The organism is Vibrio aestuarianus (genome assembly GCF_028858425.1).
Taxonomy (GTDB): domain Bacteria; phylum Pseudomonadota; class Gammaproteobacteria; order Enterobacterales; family Vibrionaceae; genus Vibrio; species Vibrio aestuarianus.
Map to the genome: position 1 here is coordinate 1,241,734 of NZ_JAKNYQ010000001.1, position 16,893 is coordinate 1,258,626.

A 16,893-nucleotide genomic window follows, 5' to 3' on the forward strand; every position below is an offset into this window, starting at 1 on the left:
ATTTCGTCTGTATAGGATGGTTGATTAGTTATGGTCGCGATGTGAATAGCATCAAATAACGCGCTCTGAAGAGGCATGGTGTGCTGTTTTTTTGCTCGGTCTCACATTCTGCAATGGATAATGTCGTTTGGTATTGCATCTAAGACACTAAACTTGAGTACGGATCTGATCGTGTCGATGTGCGACCGCTAATTGGACATATAAATCTGCAGCAAGCAATTCAGTTTTAGGTGCTGATAGATGACGCCGTTCATGCCCAGACAAGTTCAAATAAACCTCTTCCGGGAAATTATGTGTATCTTCAGGTAAATAAGTGAGCACTTCAGGCTTTAAGTAATGGCTCAGCTTAGCACTAGCTAGCCCACCGTGATGAAACAATTCGGCTTGCTTTGCGGAAACCGTGTAGGACGTAGAGTCAGAACGCAAGGCTTGAGGATCGCAGAGCTCAAACCTTTTACGTAGTAATTCATCGCTAGTGGGCGGGTTCTCTATTCGCTCCACTGGGGTATTATCACGAACATCGTTAGAAAACATTGACAAGATGAGAGCAAAATCAGCCCGACGCCCTTGCTGTACGGCATGACTGAGGCCTGTGCCGAACTGAAGCTCGTTAATAATACTGGCTTTATCTAATGTATGTACTTGCATTTGCCTCTCCAACCGATGCACTTTTAACGGCTAGGATGCAGATAACTTTAGATTAAATAATAAAAAAGCCTGCGGGGAAGCAGGCTTATCATATGACTAAATGTAAATCCTAGGGGAAAGGATTATTTTGCTAGGTTTTCTGCTACGAATGCCCAGTTTACCAGTGCCCAGAAACCGTTCATGTAATCAGGACGTAGGTTGCGGTAATCAATGTAGTAGGCGTGTTCCCATAGGTCAACCGTCAGCAGTGGTGTTACACCTTCTTCAGTTAGCGGTGTCGCTGCGTTTGAAGTGTTAACGATATCTAGAGAACCATCTGCTTTTTTAACCAACCAAGTCCAAGAAGAACCAAAGTTGTTGATTGCAGAGTCTGTGAATTTTGTTTTGAATGCTTCAAAAGAACCAAATGCAGCATTAATTGCGTCAGCAACAGCGCCAGTTGGTTCACCGCCTGCGTTTGGCGCTAGACAGTGCCAATAGAAAGTGTGGTTCCAGATTTGAGCTGCGTTATTGAAAACACCACCAGTAGAAGTTTTGATGATTTCTTCTAGAGATTTGCCTTCGAATTCAGTTCCAGGAATAAGACCATTTAGCTTAACAACGTAAGTGTTATGGTGCTTACCGTGGTGGAAATCTAGAGTTTCAGCTGAGATATGTGGTTCTAGAGCGTCTTTAGCGTAAGGAAGAGCTGGTAATTCAAATGCCATTGCTCGATTCTCCATAGTGGTAGAAAGAGTTTTCTCTTTCGGTTGCTTCCAATGTTATTGTGATATTCGTCGATATGACTGACTTGCAAATCATTTTAGCAACTTTTTACTTTATTAAAACCCTAATTTTTAAAAATTGTTGCATTATCGTGAGTATAAAAGTTTTGCGTCACGGTTAAGTTGCTATTGATAGTTTTCATATTTTTAAGTTTGGCTTATGAGCAAAACTGGTGAATGTGGCTATTTCAACGAAAATACCCCACATATCCACAAATAATATGTGCTTTATATTCTCCACTAATGATTTAGAATGGCGTAAAGACAATCTCCATCCATGAAGAGGAAGCAATGGAAACTATCGACAAAATTAAACAGCAACTTGAAGAAAATACTATCCTTCTGTATATGAAAGGTTCTCCAAAATTACCAAGTTGTGGATTTTCTTCTCAAGCGGCACAAGCTTTAATGGCGTGTGGCGAAAAGTTTGCTTATGTAGATATTCTACAAAACCCAGATATCCGTGCTGAACTTCCTGTATATGCACAGTGGCCAACGTTTCCACAGTTGTGGATCGAAGGCGAGCTTATCGGTGGTTGTGACATCATTCTAGAGATGTTCCAAAAAGGCGAATTGCAGCCATTGATCAAAGAAGCAGCAGCACGTGCAGGAAATGAAGAATAACACTGTACAAAATCACAGTTTTTCTTGATTTTTTAAGGCCACATTGGTTAATGTGGCCTTAATTGTATTTGCCGAATGTGTTTATGACTCGTTTATTTATTGCCGAAAAGCCAAGCTTAGGGCGAGCGATTGCTGATGCCCTGCCTAAGCCGCATAAAAAAGATCAAGGTTTTATTCGTTGCGCCAATGGCGATATCGTAACTTGGTGCATCGGGCATTTACTAGAACAAGTTGAGCCAGACGCTTATGATCAACGCTTCAAAAAATGGAATATGCTCGATCTACCGATTATTCCGGCACAATGGCAACTTCGGCCGCGTAAAACATCGAGCAAACAACTGACGGTTATTCGTAAACTGCTAAAAGATGCCACACAAATCATTCATGCCGGTGACCCAGATAGAGAAGGGCAGCTACTGGTTGATGAGGTGATTGACTATTGTAAAGTCAGCCAAACCAAGAAAGACCAAGCATTACGCTTGCTTATCAGTGACTTAAACCTACCAGCCGTGCAACGTGCTTTGAACCAGATGCGCAGCAATCGAGATTTTATCCCACTTTCGGTTTCAGCTCTGGCTCGTTCACGAGCTGACTGGCTGTATGGCATGAACATGTCTCGCGCTTATACACTACTTGGGCAAAAAGCGGGTTATCAAGGTGTATTATCGGTTGGGCGAGTGCAGACGCCGGTACTTGGCCTGGTAGTGAGAAGAGATGAAGAGATCGAAAATTTTATTCCTCGTGACTACTTCACTCTTGATGCTCTTATTCCGTATCTAGACGGGCAGGCGGCTTTTGACATTCGTGCTCGTTGGAAGCCCAGTGAGGCTTGCCTGCCATGGCAAGATGAAGATGGACGAATTTTAAATCGCAAACTTGTCGAAAATGTGGCTAACCGAATAGCAGGGCAACCGGCCAAAGTGATTGAGTCTGAGCAAAAGCAAACTAAGCAAGCTCCACCTTTACCGTATTCGCTCTCTGCATTGCAAATTGATGCGGCAAAACGTTTCTCCATGAGTGCTCAGCAGGTGCTCGATACGTGTCAGTCATTGTACGAAAAGCATAAGTTAATCACTTATCCGCGCTCTGATTGCCGATATTTACCATTGGAGCATTATGCTCAGGCATCCTCAGTCACTCAAGCGATTGCTAACAATGCCAAAGACCTTACCACCGCCGTAAATGGTGCAAATTTATCGCTGAAATCGAAAGCATGGAATGATAAAAAAGTGGAGGCTCATCATGCGATTATCCCCACCCCAAAACAGGCATCTGTGAATGCATTGTCGAGCTATGAGATGAATGTCTACCAGCTTATCGCTCGTCAGTATTTAATGCAGTTTTACCCAGCAGCGATTTATGCAGAAGCTAAATTGGTATTTGATATTGCTGGTGGGATCTTCATTGCGAAAGGGCGGCAACTGATTTCTACAGGCTGGAAAATACTTTTAGGCAAAGTGGAAGAAGATGATGGTGGTGTGGATAGCGTCCCTCCCTTAAATGAAGGCACGGTTCTTACATGTCGAGAGGGAGAGGTTAAAGATCGGAAAACCGAGCCACCGCGTTATTTTACAGAAGCGACATTACTGCAAGCCATGACAGGTATTGCTCGTTATGTCGAAGACAGCGAACTAAAGAAAATTCTGCGTGAAACCGATGGCTTAGGCACAGAGGCAACCAGAGCGGGTATTTTAGATACATTATTTAAGCGTCAGCTATTAACACGACAAAATAAGTTGATCATGAGCTCCACTGCTGGGCGAGGGTTAATTCATGCATTGCCTAATGAATCGACTTACCCTGATATGACTGCCCATTGGGAGCATCAACTGCATGCGATGGCAGAACGAGGCCAAGCCTATCAGCCGTTTATGCAAGTGCTGCAAGAACGCATTACTCACATCATGGAACAGGCTAAGTCAGGGCCTGTGCCGGAATCACTGCGTTCTTTACCAAAAGTAGAACGCCCAGCTTTTAAGCGCAGCCGTGCACGTCGTAAAGGTAAGGCTGCCTCCAAATTATGAGGCTGTATGCAGCATCCACCTATCTTTTCGACCTAAGCAACTTCAGACGATAAATAGTGGCTTGGCAGTTTGTGGATCGCGATTTTTAGTGCATTGAAACAACGTTCATCAATGGCTGTATGTAAATTTTCTTCCATGATCTGTAGGGTTTTAGGGATGGGGATTGCCCCACGATAAGGTCTTTCTGCAGTAATGGCATCGAAAATATCGGCAGTGGTAATGATACGTGTCATAAGTGATATTTCGTCACCACTGAGCCTCTTCGGATAGCCAGTACCATCGAGCTTTTCATGATGTGCACCTGCGATTTTCGCTAGTGATTGGAAAGGGGAGATCTGCAATAAAATTTGTTCAGTTAAAGCGGAATGAGTTTTTACCGCTTCCCATTCTTCATCATTAAGCTTATCTGGCTTGTCCAAGATGGTATTGCTAATACCGAGCTTGCCTAGGTCATGTAATAAAACTGCTCGTTTTAGCCATTTGCGTTCATTTTCTTCGATGCCTAGCTCTTCGGCAATCAGGTCTGTATAAACCGCAACGCGTTCGCTATGACCTGCGGTATAAGGGCTTTTAGAGTCAACTATTTTTCCAAATGCGGTAACGATGCAGTCAAAATATTCGTCATTTACCGAAATGCTGACTTGTGCGGGGGCTAGGTTCATGACTCTTTGGCAAATATCATTTGCATTGAGTCCCTGGCAAAACGCCAGTTGTTGTGAGACAGAGACAAAAGCATCGACTAGCCGCGGATCAAACCACTTTCCGCTGCGGGATTTCACTTCGTCCAATGCGGTACTCAAATCATGCTCAAATTGGAATACATCGACCACTTGTGCTAAAAGAGCGATGCGCGAATAAAGCGGAATTTGCTCGTGTTTTAATTGCTCTGGTTTACCACTTCCATCCCAATGTTCATCTAAACTGTGCACACCTTGAGCAACATCTTCACTGAAGCGAAGTTCTCGCGCCACTTCTGCACCGCGAGTGCAGCGTGTTTCAATCAATTCTTGTGCGTAGTTAGTACCATTTTTCAGGATATCGATTGTAGTTGAAATCCGAGTCATCCAGCTTTGTCCTGCTCCCGCATTTTTCACGACAAAATTAATGGCGCTAGATAAGCTTGTACCGACAGTTTTATAATTACGTTTAAATGTAAGGTCATCAGCCAGATAGAGTTCACAAATGCGTGCGGCATTACTACTACATCCAGCATCTTTAAGCAGTAGAGTGAAGAATAGATCATAGAGCTGTTGTTCCGTTAACCCAATCTCTTCACCAATGTGCATGCCTATCCAACAGCATCGAATGCAGTGCTCAGGGGGTTGCCCTTCCGTCATATCCAATGCCATGGTTAGCGCGAGCATCAACTCTGATAGCGGCATTACGGGGTCAATAGTCGTTTGCATGCTTATCCTTAGATCGGTAAGAGATTCATTTTATTTTTAGATCGATTATGTTTTGGCTTTTAATGATTATTGATGAAGAGTCACCGTTTGTGAACAAACTTTAGTTTAGTACTAAGTTTTTACTCACTTTTCCCCAAGGATATGAAATAAAAAACCCTGTAGGATGATATCGCTACAGGGCTTTGCTTACTTAAAGAAGAATTTTATATTCACTATGATTGGCAGGCACCGAGTAGTTTCCACCAGTGCTCCGCTGTACCCGGCTCAACGTTATACAAATTGTCGGCTTGAGACTCGTATTTATTTCCTTGATGAGAAATAAGATCCTTGTTCATATAAATTCCTTCGCCTGTTGTAGGATCATAATTTTGATAAGCAGGGATACCACCACAGTCGCCAGGTTCAGTGCCACCGTCATCTGAAGTAACAGTAACGGTGTGGCTTACGGTATTATCCTTACCTTCGTTGTCAGTAACGGTTAGCGTGAAAACATTTTCGCCCTTATTTTCTTCGCTAAAAGTCATGTTTAAAATGGGTTGAGTTAACGTCATTGGCATATCATTCCATGTCCATTGATAGCTAACAATAGAGCCATCCTCATCGGAGGACCCTTGACCATCTAATGTGATCGGGTCAGTGATGTTAGCGCTATTTGGGCCGTCAATAATAGCCGTTGGGGCTTGATTTCCACCACCTTGACAACTGTCGACCAATATCCAACTTGCATCACTGCCAGGTACTGAAGATGTGTACCATTGAGCTTCATAAACTGAACCTTGATAGCTCATCAAGTCGCCTGTATCTGCATGATTATAATCACCGCCTTCCCAGTCTTTTCGTGGCCAGTTTGGATATTCATTAACTTCACCACACTCAGGTGTTTCACTCACGGTTACGTTACGGGTTTTTGCAGTTTGTAAGCCTTGCTGGTCTGTAACTGAGTATTGAAGTGGGTACACTCCAACAGCACTGGTATCGACCGAGCCCGTTATATTTATTGCGCTGGTCAAATCGCCATCTTGATCGTCATAGGCAGTAACGTTATGCATGGGGTCAAAATTGGTTCCAATTAAGATATCGACGTGCTCAATACCATATAGAATGGGTGCTGTATTTTCACCTTCACCAGGATGGATGAAAGGGCCGTATGTCCTAACAAATTGGCTATCATAGCTCGTTTGATTAGAGTCTTTACCCATATCCCAGTTGATAGACCAAGTCATAATACCGCGCAGAGGCAAGTCTTCGCTTTTTAATCTTTCAAATGCATTAAACAGATCTTGAGGATCTAAAACTTGTCCATTATTTGCCGCATCTTTATTGGCTGGAATACCATAAACTAGTTTATCGTGCGGTATTTTAACCATGCCATCCAGACCATTGGAAACATTATATGCACTCCAGTATATAAATTCACTTTTACAGTTATCATTATTTTGCGGGATAAATCTGTTGCACTCGCCATCGCTGTAATCACCATTTACACCATCACCAGCTTGGTTATAGAACTGAGGACTAATCCAATCATAATAGTCATCAAGTTTTTCTATGTATTCTTTATAAGTATTTGCGGCATTAACCCGTAAGTTTGGAAATTCTGGAGCCATAGCAATGAGGAAGTTTTCACCTTGTTCCTGATAGTGCAGCTTCACTACTTTTAGTGCTTCGGTAATCACGTATTCATTATCAGCCGCCTTGATAGCATTCTGTTCTAGGTCAATATCCAACCCGTCGAAACCATAGTAGTCAACTAGTCGAATGATTTCATCAGCAAAAGCGCGTTCATCGCCTCTCTGGAGCTCGATATGTGAATTAGCACCACCTAGTGAGAGGAGCACTGAGCGGCCCTGAGCATTCAATGTGCCAATTTGATTAATGAAATCTTGCTCCGTCATTCCAAGAGATGTGTCAAGAGTAAAAGTTGGAATTCGATTTTGTGCAGATGCTTTCATAAATGAGACCATCACAACATTATAATCTGGGTGGATCTCTTGTAATTGAATACAGGCAGATGAGCCAGCCTGATAGCCATCTCCTCCATTAGAATTACACCAATTATGCCAATAACCTTCTAGGATATTTCCAGTTGGGTTAACAATGTTTTGTCCTACTTGAGCGCTGGCTATTGCTGAAAACGAAAAACAGCTCGCCCCCAAAGTTAACGATAAGGCAATTAATGACTTATTAAAGTCTGTGGGTTTTATCATATAAAATTGATCTCCGAGTTTGGGATAAATATAAAAGTTAAAACTAATATCATGGATTACATTTTGTGATGCTTTATTTTGAAATTAACGATTTTTCTCTATAAAAACTTTATGTACCAAGATGTGTGATATTTTCTCGTTAAATGTTTTTTATATAAAGTGAAGAAAAGTGATATATATTTTTTGTAAACTATGGGGGTTTTTATTTCCAGATTTGATAATTTTTTTGTTATTGACATCACTATCCGATAACCCTACCTTAAGAGGTAGGGTTTACAAGTGTTTACATATTACTGTATTGGAATGATGGTGGTAGATACAGTTTGTTTTTCATCATTATTCATGATCCCAAGACTTTTGATATTTACCTTTTTTAACATGAGCACTAGGAATGGCTTTTTTTCCATAATTAAAGGACGTAAATTGAGATGTAGCTCTATGCCATTCTAAATCAACGAAATCATTATGATGCTGATAGGCTATAAATGAATACCTAGCTAATGATGATTTGTTAATTATTTCCTTTGAAAAAGCCTTTACTCCGAATTTATGCAATAACTTATGAGTTAAACTAGACTGAGATGGAGGAGAACTTGGGACGTGATTAGCTATTTCCTGAGCATTATTAGAGAGCGTTTTCAGTCCGACTTTAGCAAGGTCTAACAAAAATGAACTACCGCGTGCTGAAGTGACGATAATATCATTATTATAAGTCGTAGGATTAACGATGTTATCTCTACTAATAAGAAGGCCGTTGTCTTCGATGTAAACTTTCTCATTTGGCATCTGTTGGATTGTATGTTTAGTATCTATGTATACCCCTCCAATCCCCTCGGTGCCTTGAATAATATAACGTGCAATATCGGAGAGAAATGCTGAGTAACCATTTTGTTTAGCCGATGAATAGGCAGGATTACCAACCAAATCCTTTAGAAGTGGAAATTCCTTTACATCATGTATAGTTACTCTGTCTGCATTTTTAAGTTTCATTATTTTATCTCTTGTTTGAGTGTAGTATGGATCATCACTATCAAGAAAAATATGAAATTGTGTTTTACCATCTTCAGTATTTCTGAGGCTTTCTTCCAACTCAGATATGTGGGGGAACTCTTTAGGTCCAACCCAGCACATGTTCACACGGTTAGGGATTTCAACTGTATAATCAGTCGGATTAATTTTGTATAAATCACTGGGTTCTAGGCCTAGGTTTTTTTTAAACTCGGCTGCCTGAACCGGGGTGAAAGTAGTACTGTGATCAGGGAAAAGCACTCTTTCCAGTCTGATTTTATCATTGTCTATAGGAATGATTTTGTATGTTTGCATAGAGGATGATTTTATAAAGTTAAAATCAGTGCTTCTAGGTCCGATATGTATTAATCCTGTATTTATATCTATATACACACGGCGTTTACTACGAAGTTCATGCAAAGTCACAGGATTAGAGTCATCCATAAACATTCGCATATAAAAAATGTTCTTTAAAACACCAGTTTTGGTTAATCCATCGGTTCCTATAAATAGAGGGAACTCACAATTACTTTGAGCATCTATAGATCTTTTAATTCGATTACAACCGAGTGTTGAAATTTCAGTATCATCGATTTCTATTTCTATTCCAGAGTTTTTAAATCTAACGATATATTCTGTTGGCTCTTGTTTTTCTGGATCTAAGACCATGATTTTCTCGATGCCATCATTAGTGATAACGCGAGTAATTGGTACTTCAAATCCCCTATAAGAGATATATTTAATAATATTTCTCTTATACGTTCCGAGGAATAATGGAATATCAGCTGGTACTCCATTTAGTCTTGTTAGCTTATTTTTTTGACCTCGTAAATGATAGTTTTTATTCAAAAAATCTGTGAAGGATTGTTTGTCAGTTGCTAATATTTTCAATGGTATAAAATCTGGATTACCTCTGGGTGAGAGCATTGCTGCTTCGTTTATTTCTTGTTGTGAAAATTCTGCATGTTCCCACTTACCAGTGATATGATCAAAAAATACAGGGTATTGATTACCAACTAAATTGACTCCAACAAAACCTTTATCTTCATTTATGTATTGAATGCTATCTAATTGAATGCTCTCACCATAAGCCGTTATTTTGGGAGAAGCTGGTTTAGCGCTGAGGTTTCCTAGCCCTGATGTATCTAGTTCAACCACAATGGCTTTTCCATCCTCTTTTACTAACGCATGAGGTATCTCACCATGTTGTACCATGGTTTTCAAAATACTTACATCTTGTGCTCTTTCATATTCTGTTCTTGCCATACCTTCAAAGTTGCTATTGTATTTTCTAACAAATACCTTTTGTCCTGTTAAATGTTCTGCTGACATACCTACAATATTCATAATGTCAACTAACTTATTGACGGTTTGGGCTGAAAATATACGTTCAGCTTCATCACCAAGCATCCCCAAAAGTCGAGCGGTATTATCTGCTAGCGTTTTTTGCGCAGATTTATATATTGAACTATTAATTAATTTATTTGTGGCTTCAGATACCCCGGTTCCGGCTGCGTGAAAGGCTGCAAGAGTTGCCAATGATACGAGCGTTTCTTTTGACTCCTTTATAAGATGATTTTGATCGATTTTTCCAACCGCGAGTGAATGACCGGCTTCCTCGAAGGCAGAACCAACAACAGTTGAAGCGGCATATGAGGTCAGGCCGATAGGTAAATCTAAAAATGCACTTGCAGCGATACTGGTTCTAGATAGAGTAGTGGCAGACGCTTGTGCTAAACACGGATTGCCGGAGAATATTGCAACCAATCTAGTCATATGGTTGAGTATTGCCTTAACCGGATCCTTTAAAGAGTGTCCGATTTCTTCTAAAACGAAACCAACTTGTTGTTTAGTGGTTCCGTCCGAGGGGAAAATATTTAATGGTGCACATCCTCTCTTTGCTGCCCATGTTCTTGCTCCCATCTGCAGCGGTGTCTCACCGCGTAGGTCGGCACTCTCAACTCCGGCTGGAAAGTACGACTGCGTTTGATGGTCTGGGTATAGCTCTAATAATGCACTGATTTTATCTAAAAGGTCGAAGAGGTGTAATAAATTGGTCGGGTCATTGATAGAAATAAGATGGCTCAGTTCTGCGAGGACTTCACCCATTTCAAAATCGCGTTGGTCATTTGTTGAAGGTAAACCTTTATTGCTATTAGCCGGTAAAGGAGATGCGTCTGCTACAGGTAGTAAACTCCACGGTTTGCGGCCTGTTTTACTTTCAGCTGGCGGTGATTGGTGAGTTTGTATAAGGGGTAGTGATGGGACTGTTGATGGTGTCCTATATGGCAGGATATCTCTGTTAGGTTTAACTGGCGGTATACAGAGTGCTGAGCTTTCTGAGCGCTTTTGTGCTGACGGTAAAAGAGAGTTGTGTTGTGAAAGAGCTGTCAACTGCAGTAATGTAAGAACCGTCATTGTCAGCCCTGGCTTAAAGCAACCCTCAACAGGTTTATGAGCTGCTAGATTTTTATAATTATGGGAGCTTATTGGTGGCCTTTTCGTACGAAAACCCGCCCTACGTATACTTTTTATTTGTGTGCCGAAGAAATGTCGCTGATGCTGACCTGTGCTTATTCTATGTTGCATGGCCGGTGTTGTATGAGATCGTGGCGGTACTGTGTATGGCATAAAATTCTCTGCAATTTAGATTGATAGTTTCGCTAGTTGTTCGCTAAATATAAATAGGCTTAATATGCCACTTGGCGCTATGCATCATTATTATTTTTGCGTTTAAAATGTAGTGAAAAATCATGATATTTGCAGTGATTTATATGTTGGGCTGAAGGGTATGCTAATGATATATAACTATAAGCTTGAAATAGGTCATTTATAATAAAATGAAGATTTTTATGGAATTAAATGGGGGACAAGAGTAACAGCCACTTATCCAGTTTTAAAGTTGCTTACGGAACCGTCGACCCCGAACTTGCTTTAGTGGCAGTGGGAGATGTTCATTTCTATGAACGCCGTTATAAAGGCCAACTCATTGATTTAGGGAAGTTTGATGCAGACATAGTGATTTCATCTTGGTACACGGATTACTCAGACCCTCGAGCGTAATACACCCAGAAAATGGTACAACGTGCAGAGGATGTTATTTTTGCTGTTGCTCGCATGACTGAATGGGTTAATTTAAATGCGCAGACGAAAACTGCTATTGCCTACCGTTACGATCCAAATTTTTGTACTATGGTGCAGTCATCGGCATACTGAACCTGACCAAGTGCAAGCGTGATGTTGTCATATTACCTTTCTGTGCAATATGAATTTCGAGGTTTCAGATACGAAAAAACCCACTATTTCTAGTGGGTTGTCTCTTAATATGGCGGAGAGATAGGGATTTGAACCCTAGAACCGCTATTAACGGTTGCCGGTTTTCAAGACCGGTGCTTTCGACCACTCAGCCATCTCTCCGTGTTGTTGCGCATATTAGCGATACTGTTTTCACTTGTAAAGTGCCAAAATGACCGTTTGGTTGTTTTGTGTGCGCTTAATGGTGTTTTTTATCAAAAGGTATATGTTTTTTATATAAAAAAAGAGAGCCGAAGCCCTCTTTTCTAGGTGTATGGTCGGACTGAGAGGATTTGAACCTCCGACCCCCGACACCCCATGACGGTGCGCTACCAAGCTGCGCTACAGTCCGATTTGCGTAATCTACTCATTTTTCTTTTTATCGTCAAGAGACAATAGTTCTAACAGCCTGATTTAATTATCTTTAGCATAAAAACGCTGCAGTTCGGTTAAGCCTTGCATCAGAACTGGTAGCGTTGGGCTGGTATTGCTCTGGCGCTGATAGTTTTCATCAAATAGCTTGAAGTTGCCAAATTTGTCGATAACCGTGGTTTGCTTTGCAGTGATGAGCGCTAATTCTCTTGAGTCTCCAGCCAAAATCCACTTTCTCTTGCTTTCGTTAAACAAGTTTCGGCCACTGCTAAAATCGGTTGGGTTAGAAGAAACCCCTAGCAAATCTTGAAGCAGCGTTACTGAAAAGTCGAGGTGACTTGAGCGATGTGAATATTCCCCTGCGACTTTACCAGGCCAATGGATAATCATCGGGACCTGTAATTGGTAGCGGCTGTAGTTGCTATTTGCGCCCCAACTATTGGTTTTAGTCTCATTAAATTCTGCGCCATGATTAGAAGTGATCACAACAACAGTATTTGCTTGCAGTTGTAATTCTTCTAGCTTGTTAAACAGTAGTCCGAGTTCTTTGTCAGCGAAATTTGCCGAGTTATTATAGCCGGCTCTTAAACGGTCACTGGTACTACTTTCGGTCGGTGATTTATCAAAATCATTAAAGTTATCAACCGTAGTAAGTTCCAAGTAACTAAACCAAGGTTTATTTGCCTGTTGTGGTACCCATTTCGCCCAGCGTTCAATCGTTTGTTCGTCATGACTACTGTTTTTGTTGAATGGTGCTTTTGATACATTCAGGTTTCTGAATACCGTCTCTTCATAGAGTGAGTCATCAAAATTATCACCACTGAACAGACCAAATTGGTAGTTTTGCTGCTGAAGAACATTAATCAATATTGGTGATTCACCTTGAGAGCGAATACTGCTTGCATAACTACTAGGCAGACCGTAAAAGAGGCCAAAAATACCAAACATATCATTACTTGAACTGTAATGATTATTGAATTTCAAGTTTTGGCTGGCAAATTGATAAGCACTTGGCATGATCTCTGGTGTCAATACATCGCTTCTTAAATTGTTCACGCTAACGAGTAAAATGTTCAGGTTATTGGCTCTGCGTTCAAATTTAAGTGGTTCGATAGGGTAACGAACCAGGTCAACATTATCAGGCTTGTCTTTTAAGCGTTTTAGATATTCGTCACGGTTAAATAACCCATGCTCTTCCATGAATGATTTTGCTGTCATTGGATAGGAAAGAGGAAAATTCGATTTTTGACTGGTCACAGAACTTTCTAAATAAGCGTCAGACCAAACGTATATTAAATGGCTGGTAATGAAGCTTATAAAAAAGACAGCTGCGATTGGGCGACCAACGTGCTTGTGTGATAATTTTCTTTGTTTACGCCACACCCATTCGGACAAGCCAAGCTGCAACAGAAAAATGAGCGGCATGACAACAAATAAATGTTGCAAGTCAGCGCTGATCGTACTGGCTTCATCGGTAAACAGTAACTCCCATACTATTGGGGTCAAATGGAGATTGATTGCTTGGTAGGCTTGAGTGTCGATCAATAAAGTCGTTAAGCCTAGGGTAGCAAAGCAAACCGCCACAAAACGAAATAGTTTGCGTGACGGAATGACAAATGTCAGAGGAAATAGCACGAGTAGATAGAGAGCGAAAACAAGAAACCCAAAATGCCCAACCCATGAAAACGCTAGGTAAAATTGCCCCAGCAAGGTTTCAGGCCATGGTGATTGGACAATGTATCGAGTACCAATAAGCATCGCTGCTATTATGTTGAAGAAAGCAAACCAATGCCCCCAACCAACCAAACGTGATACGCGTTCACCGTATGTATTTTCGCTATCTACCATGTGATTTCTATCTATACATTCTTATTAGTGGGTGTTGTCTTCTAGAGACGACATTAAAGCATGAGCAAATTTTTCAGCAATCGTCTTGCGTTGTGAAGCTGCAACGTTCTGGTTTAAGACATTGGTTGCAATATTTCCCGCAATCATAAGAGTGAGCTCTGGAGAGGCACTGTGTTTTTCGAGAATGGCAGCAACCTCAGTCAAAATCGTTTCAATTTTCTCGTCGCTGTATTTAGATGTAATTGGCATAAAGACTCTAATGATGATAGTAAAAGCGGCTTATGATAACCTACAATGCCTTACAACTGAAACCAGAACGATGATAATTTCACTATGAGCCTTCACCTTACCAACGTGATTTTGCACCAACTGAGCAAAAATGAACAAGACGAGCTGGTTGTTAAGTACCGCTCACAATCTTTAGATAATGATACTTCCACAGAAAACCTAGTCGCAGAGCTGCATCGCGTATTTAACTCGAAGGCAGGTAAAGGCTTTGGTTCGTTTAAATCTGACAGTGATTTTCAAACTTGGTTGCAGGAACTTCGCCAAGGTGAGCGTAATTTTTATGATTTTTCTCAAGTTAGTGCCCAGAGACTAAAAGAAGAATTGTCAAAATATCCTTTTGCCGATGAAGGTATTTTAGTGATGGCTGAATATCAGTCTCTCGCGACCGATTACTTATTTATCGGGATCCTGCCTCTTAACCAAAGTTTGAAAGTGACTGAAGGTTTGGATATTAGTGCCACCGATTATCTCGATATTAGCAAAATGGATATTGTTGCTCGTATTGACTTATCCAGCTTTGAAACCGACAAAGAATCGAATCGTTACCTTGCTTATATCAAAGGGCGTGTAGGGCGCAAAGTATCTGATTTCTTTTTAGATTTTCTGCAAGCTGATGTAGGTTTAGATACCAAGGTTCAAAACCAAGTATTGATGCAAGCGGTGCAAGATTTCTGCTCTGATTCTAAGCTAGAAAAAGATGAAGCGATAAATTACAAAAAGCAAGTGTACGACTATTGTAACGAACAGATTAAAGCAGGCGAAGAGATTCAAGTTCGCGAGTTGTCTGGTGAACTGTCACCAAGCCAAGATGGAACCAGTTTCCTAGAGTATACTGCAGCACATGGCTATGATCTTGAAGACAGTTTTCCCGGTGATCGTTCTACCGTACGTAAGCTAACTAAATTTGTTGGTGCTGGTGGAGGGCTGAATGTTAGCTTTGATAGCCTGTTGCTGGGTGAGCGTATTTTTTACGACCCAGAGACGGACACGTTGACCATCAAAGGGACACCGCCTAATCTGCGTGACCAACTAACACGAAATCGCTAAAAACTGATGAGAAGGAGAGCTTGAGATGGCTCTCTTTTTTTATCATCGTTTTAATCGGTAACAGAGCAGGCTCACTACTTTAGGTATATGCTTGTATTTAATTGTAAATTAGATGTGGTAGCGCAAGTGTTTGGTTATAGAAAATGGAATGGTATTAAAGTCAGATATTATCTGTTGATCCTTCTCGGTTGGGCAGCTTTGATTGGTACAGTTTATTGGCAGAACCATTCCAGTTACCAAACAATGTCAGCAGTAGAAGAGCTCGGTAATAGCGTTGATGAATTAAGAAGCTCACTTTATTTCAAAGAACCGTACCGTTCCGCTCGTGCTAATGACTTGGCTTTGAATATTCAGTTACTCTATTCGTTACGTTTACAGCTTGAGGTGGAACATCGGGTACACCTTTTTCAGCCTGATATTCAGCAACTGTTGCACGTAACAGATCGATATATCCAATTAACAAGATCTTATTTGTCGATTGAGTTAAAGATTCAAGAGTTAGTTGAACAGTTGAAGTTATTGCGTGATAAGCCGACTACTCCCCCAGAAGTACAACAAAAATATACGACTTTGGGTGCCTATGTATTTGAAGCGATGTTTAGCGATATGGAGCAAAATCCTCAAATATATCGCACATTAGATAGGCTCTATGTTGAAGCTCAACAGTTGCCTCCAGCGCAAAAGCAAGAATTAGAGCAGTCGTTAGCACAAGCTTCGGAACTACTGAACCAATATGCCCAAGGAGCCTATTTAGTACAGAACTTATTGCGTCATTCTATCTATCAACAAATTACCTATGTTGAGGATCAATATCATTATTTGCTCAAATCATATGGTTATGTGATCACCGCTATTAGTGCCATCGCACTGTTGTTGATGGGCTGGTTGTTAAGCATTTCGAGTCAAGTGGTGGTAGGCTCGGAAACGATTGAGCCAGATGAAGAAGGAACCGTTGTAAAAGAACCTAACGTACAGAAGGCTGAGGTAAATGAAGTTATTGATACGGCAGCGCTAACGCCTAAATATGCTGAGTCAAAGGTGGATGTGCAGCAGATGCTAGATGCCCTAAATGGAGATAACGATTCAGTACAAATGTTACTCGGTGTCTTTATTCAAGATCATAGTCAAGATGCAGAGCAACTTGAGTCGTTAATTCATTCCGATAGAAAAGGGGCTCGAAGGCGAGTACATAGCTTAAAAGGTGTGGCAGCAAATTTAGGTGCTGAAGGTTTAAAGCAGATCTCGTATGAGATTGAACAGGTGTTAGATAACGGTTCAATACCTAGTGAAGAACAACTTCACCTTTTGGCTAAATATCTATCTTCTGCCATTGAGAGTGCGCGGCTTCATTTAGACAAATAAC

General features: G+C 40.9%; 13 protein-coding genes and 2 tRNA genes. 6 read left to right on the forward strand and 9 right to left on the reverse strand.

The window, feature by feature from the left end; all coding sequences use genetic code 11:
- Positions 1–147: 147 nt before the first annotated feature.
- Both MCT08_RS05980 and sodB read right to left on the reverse strand, forming a co-directional pair.
- Positions 148–648 (reverse strand): VC2046/SO_2500 family protein, encoded by a 501-nt coding sequence (locus tag MCT08_RS05980; RefSeq protein WP_168786603.1) that lies wholly within the window; start codon positions 646–648, stop codon positions 148–150.
- Positions 649–770: 122 nt separating this feature from the next.
- Positions 771–1,355: a superoxide dismutase [Fe] gene (gene sodB, locus MCT08_RS05985; protein WP_053311781.1), complete on the reverse strand. Its 585-nt coding sequence runs from the start codon at positions 1,353–1,355 to the stop codon at positions 771–773.
- 348 nt (positions 1,356–1,703) lie between these two features.
- Between sodB and grxD the strand changes: the two genes are divergently transcribed.
- On the forward strand, positions 1,704–2,036 hold the full coding sequence (gene grxD, locus MCT08_RS05990; protein ID WP_053311780.1) for a Grx4 family monothiol glutaredoxin: 333 nt from the start codon (positions 1,704–1,706) through the stop codon (positions 2,034–2,036).
- A gap of 83 nt (positions 2,037–2,119) precedes the next feature.
- Positions 2,120–4,060: a DNA topoisomerase III gene (locus MCT08_RS05995; protein WP_274678043.1), complete on the forward strand. Its 1,941-nt coding sequence runs from the start codon at positions 2,120–2,122 to the stop codon at positions 4,058–4,060.
- Positions 4,061–4,092: 32 nt separating this feature from the next.
- Here MCT08_RS05995 and MCT08_RS06000 read toward each other — a convergent pair whose 3' ends face one another.
- From MCT08_RS06000 to MCT08_RS06010, 3 genes are all read right to left on the reverse strand, one after another.
- Complete coding sequence (locus tag MCT08_RS06000; protein WP_274678044.1) at positions 4,093–5,466, reverse strand: HD-GYP domain-containing protein; 1,374 nt, start codon at positions 5,464–5,466, stop codon at positions 4,093–4,095.
- A 212-nt stretch (positions 5,467–5,678) separates the two neighbouring features.
- Complete coding sequence (locus MCT08_RS06005; protein WP_274674536.1) at positions 5,679–7,673, reverse strand: cellulose-binding domain-containing protein; 1,995 nt, start codon at positions 7,671–7,673, stop codon at positions 5,679–5,681.
- 336 nt (positions 7,674–8,009) lie between these two features.
- Positions 8,010–11,099 (reverse strand): glycosyltransferase family 32 protein, encoded by a 3,090-nt coding sequence (locus MCT08_RS06010; protein ID WP_274678046.1) that lies wholly within the window; start codon positions 11,097–11,099, stop codon positions 8,010–8,012.
- 444 nt (positions 11,100–11,543) lie between these two features.
- Between MCT08_RS06010 and MCT08_RS06015 the strand changes: the two genes are divergently transcribed.
- Together MCT08_RS06015 and MCT08_RS06020 are read left to right on the forward strand one after the other, a co-directional pair.
- Positions 11,544–11,744 carry a hypothetical protein gene (locus tag MCT08_RS06015; protein ID WP_274678047.1) on the forward strand — a complete coding sequence of 67 codons (201 nt, stop codon included), beginning with the start codon at positions 11,544–11,546 and terminating at the stop codon, positions 11,742–11,744.
- Between the two features lie 12 nt (positions 11,745–11,756).
- On the forward strand, positions 11,757–11,897 hold the full coding sequence (locus tag MCT08_RS06020) for a hypothetical protein (protein WP_274678048.1): 141 nt from the start codon (positions 11,757–11,759) through the stop codon (positions 11,895–11,897).
- Between the two features lie 110 nt (positions 11,898–12,007).
- Here MCT08_RS06020 and MCT08_RS06025 read toward each other — a convergent pair.
- From MCT08_RS06025 to MCT08_RS06040, 4 genes are all read right to left on the reverse strand, one after another.
- Positions 12,008–12,098: transfer RNA gene (locus tag MCT08_RS06025), tRNA-Ser, on the reverse strand.
- Positions 12,099–12,250: 152 nt separating this feature from the next.
- A tRNA-Pro gene (locus MCT08_RS06030) sits at positions 12,251–12,327 on the reverse strand.
- Between the two features lie 62 nt (positions 12,328–12,389).
- A complete protein-coding gene (locus MCT08_RS06035; RefSeq protein ID WP_168521532.1) occupies positions 12,390–14,195 on the reverse strand; it encodes a DUF3413 domain-containing protein in 1,806 nt (601 codons plus the stop codon).
- Positions 14,196–14,219: 24 nt separating this feature from the next.
- Complete coding sequence (locus MCT08_RS06040) at positions 14,220–14,444, reverse strand: YejL family protein (RefSeq protein WP_053311775.1); 225 nt, start codon at positions 14,442–14,444, stop codon at positions 14,220–14,222.
- A gap of 84 nt (positions 14,445–14,528) precedes the next feature.
- Here MCT08_RS06040 and yejK point away from each other — a divergent pair, with 84 nt between their 5' ends.
- Positions 14,529–15,530, forward strand: a complete 1,002-nt coding sequence (gene yejK, locus MCT08_RS06045; RefSeq protein ID WP_053311774.1) for a nucleoid-associated protein YejK — start codon at positions 14,529–14,531, stop codon at positions 15,528–15,530.
- Positions 15,531–15,617: 87 nt separating this feature from the next.
- Complete coding sequence (locus MCT08_RS06050; RefSeq protein ID WP_274678049.1) at positions 15,618–16,892, forward strand: Hpt domain-containing protein; 1,275 nt, start codon at positions 15,618–15,620, stop codon at positions 16,890–16,892.
- The last annotated feature ends 1 nt before the right edge of the window (position 16,893 follow it).

Excerpts from the sequence above, each read along its gene's own strand:
- MCT08_RS05980 (WP_168786603.1), bottom strand. The coding sequence starts at position 648 with ATGCAAGTACATACATTAGATAAAGCCAGTATTATTAACGAGCTTCAG.
- sodB (WP_053311781.1), bottom strand. The coding sequence starts at position 1,355 with ATGGCATTTGAATTACCAGCTCTTCCTTACGCTAAAGACGCTCTAGAA.
- grxD (WP_053311780.1), top strand. The coding sequence starts at position 1,704 with ATGGAAACTATCGACAAAATTAAACAGCAACTTGAAGAAAATACTATC.
- MCT08_RS05995 (WP_274678043.1), top strand. The coding sequence starts at position 2,120 with ATGACTCGTTTATTTATTGCCGAAAAGCCAAGCTTAGGGCGAGCGATT.
- MCT08_RS06000 (WP_274678044.1), bottom strand. The coding sequence starts at position 5,466 with ATGCAAACGACTATTGACCCCGTAATGCCGCTATCAGAGTTGATGCTC.
- MCT08_RS06005 (WP_274674536.1), bottom strand. The coding sequence starts at position 7,673 with ATGATAAAACCCACAGACTTTAATAAGTCATTAATTGCCTTATCGTTA.
- MCT08_RS06010 (WP_274678046.1), bottom strand. The coding sequence starts at position 11,099 with ATGACGGTTCTTACATTACTGCAGTTGACAGCTCTTTCACAACACAAC.
- MCT08_RS06015 (WP_274678047.1), top strand. The coding sequence starts at position 11,544 with ATGGGGGACAAGAGTAACAGCCACTTATCCAGTTTTAAAGTTGCTTAC.
- MCT08_RS06020 (WP_274678048.1), top strand. The coding sequence starts at position 11,757 with ATGGTACAACGTGCAGAGGATGTTATTTTTGCTGTTGCTCGCATGACT.
- MCT08_RS06035 (WP_168521532.1), bottom strand. The coding sequence starts at position 14,195 with ATGGTAGATAGCGAAAATACATACGGTGAACGCGTATCACGTTTGGTT.
- MCT08_RS06040 (WP_053311775.1), bottom strand. The coding sequence starts at position 14,444 with ATGCCAATTACATCTAAATACAGCGACGAGAAAATTGAAACGATTTTG.
- yejK (WP_053311774.1), top strand. The coding sequence starts at position 14,529 with ATGAGCCTTCACCTTACCAACGTGATTTTGCACCAACTGAGCAAAAAT.
- MCT08_RS06050 (WP_274678049.1), top strand. The coding sequence starts at position 15,618 with ATGCTTGTATTTAATTGTAAATTAGATGTGGTAGCGCAAGTGTTTGGT.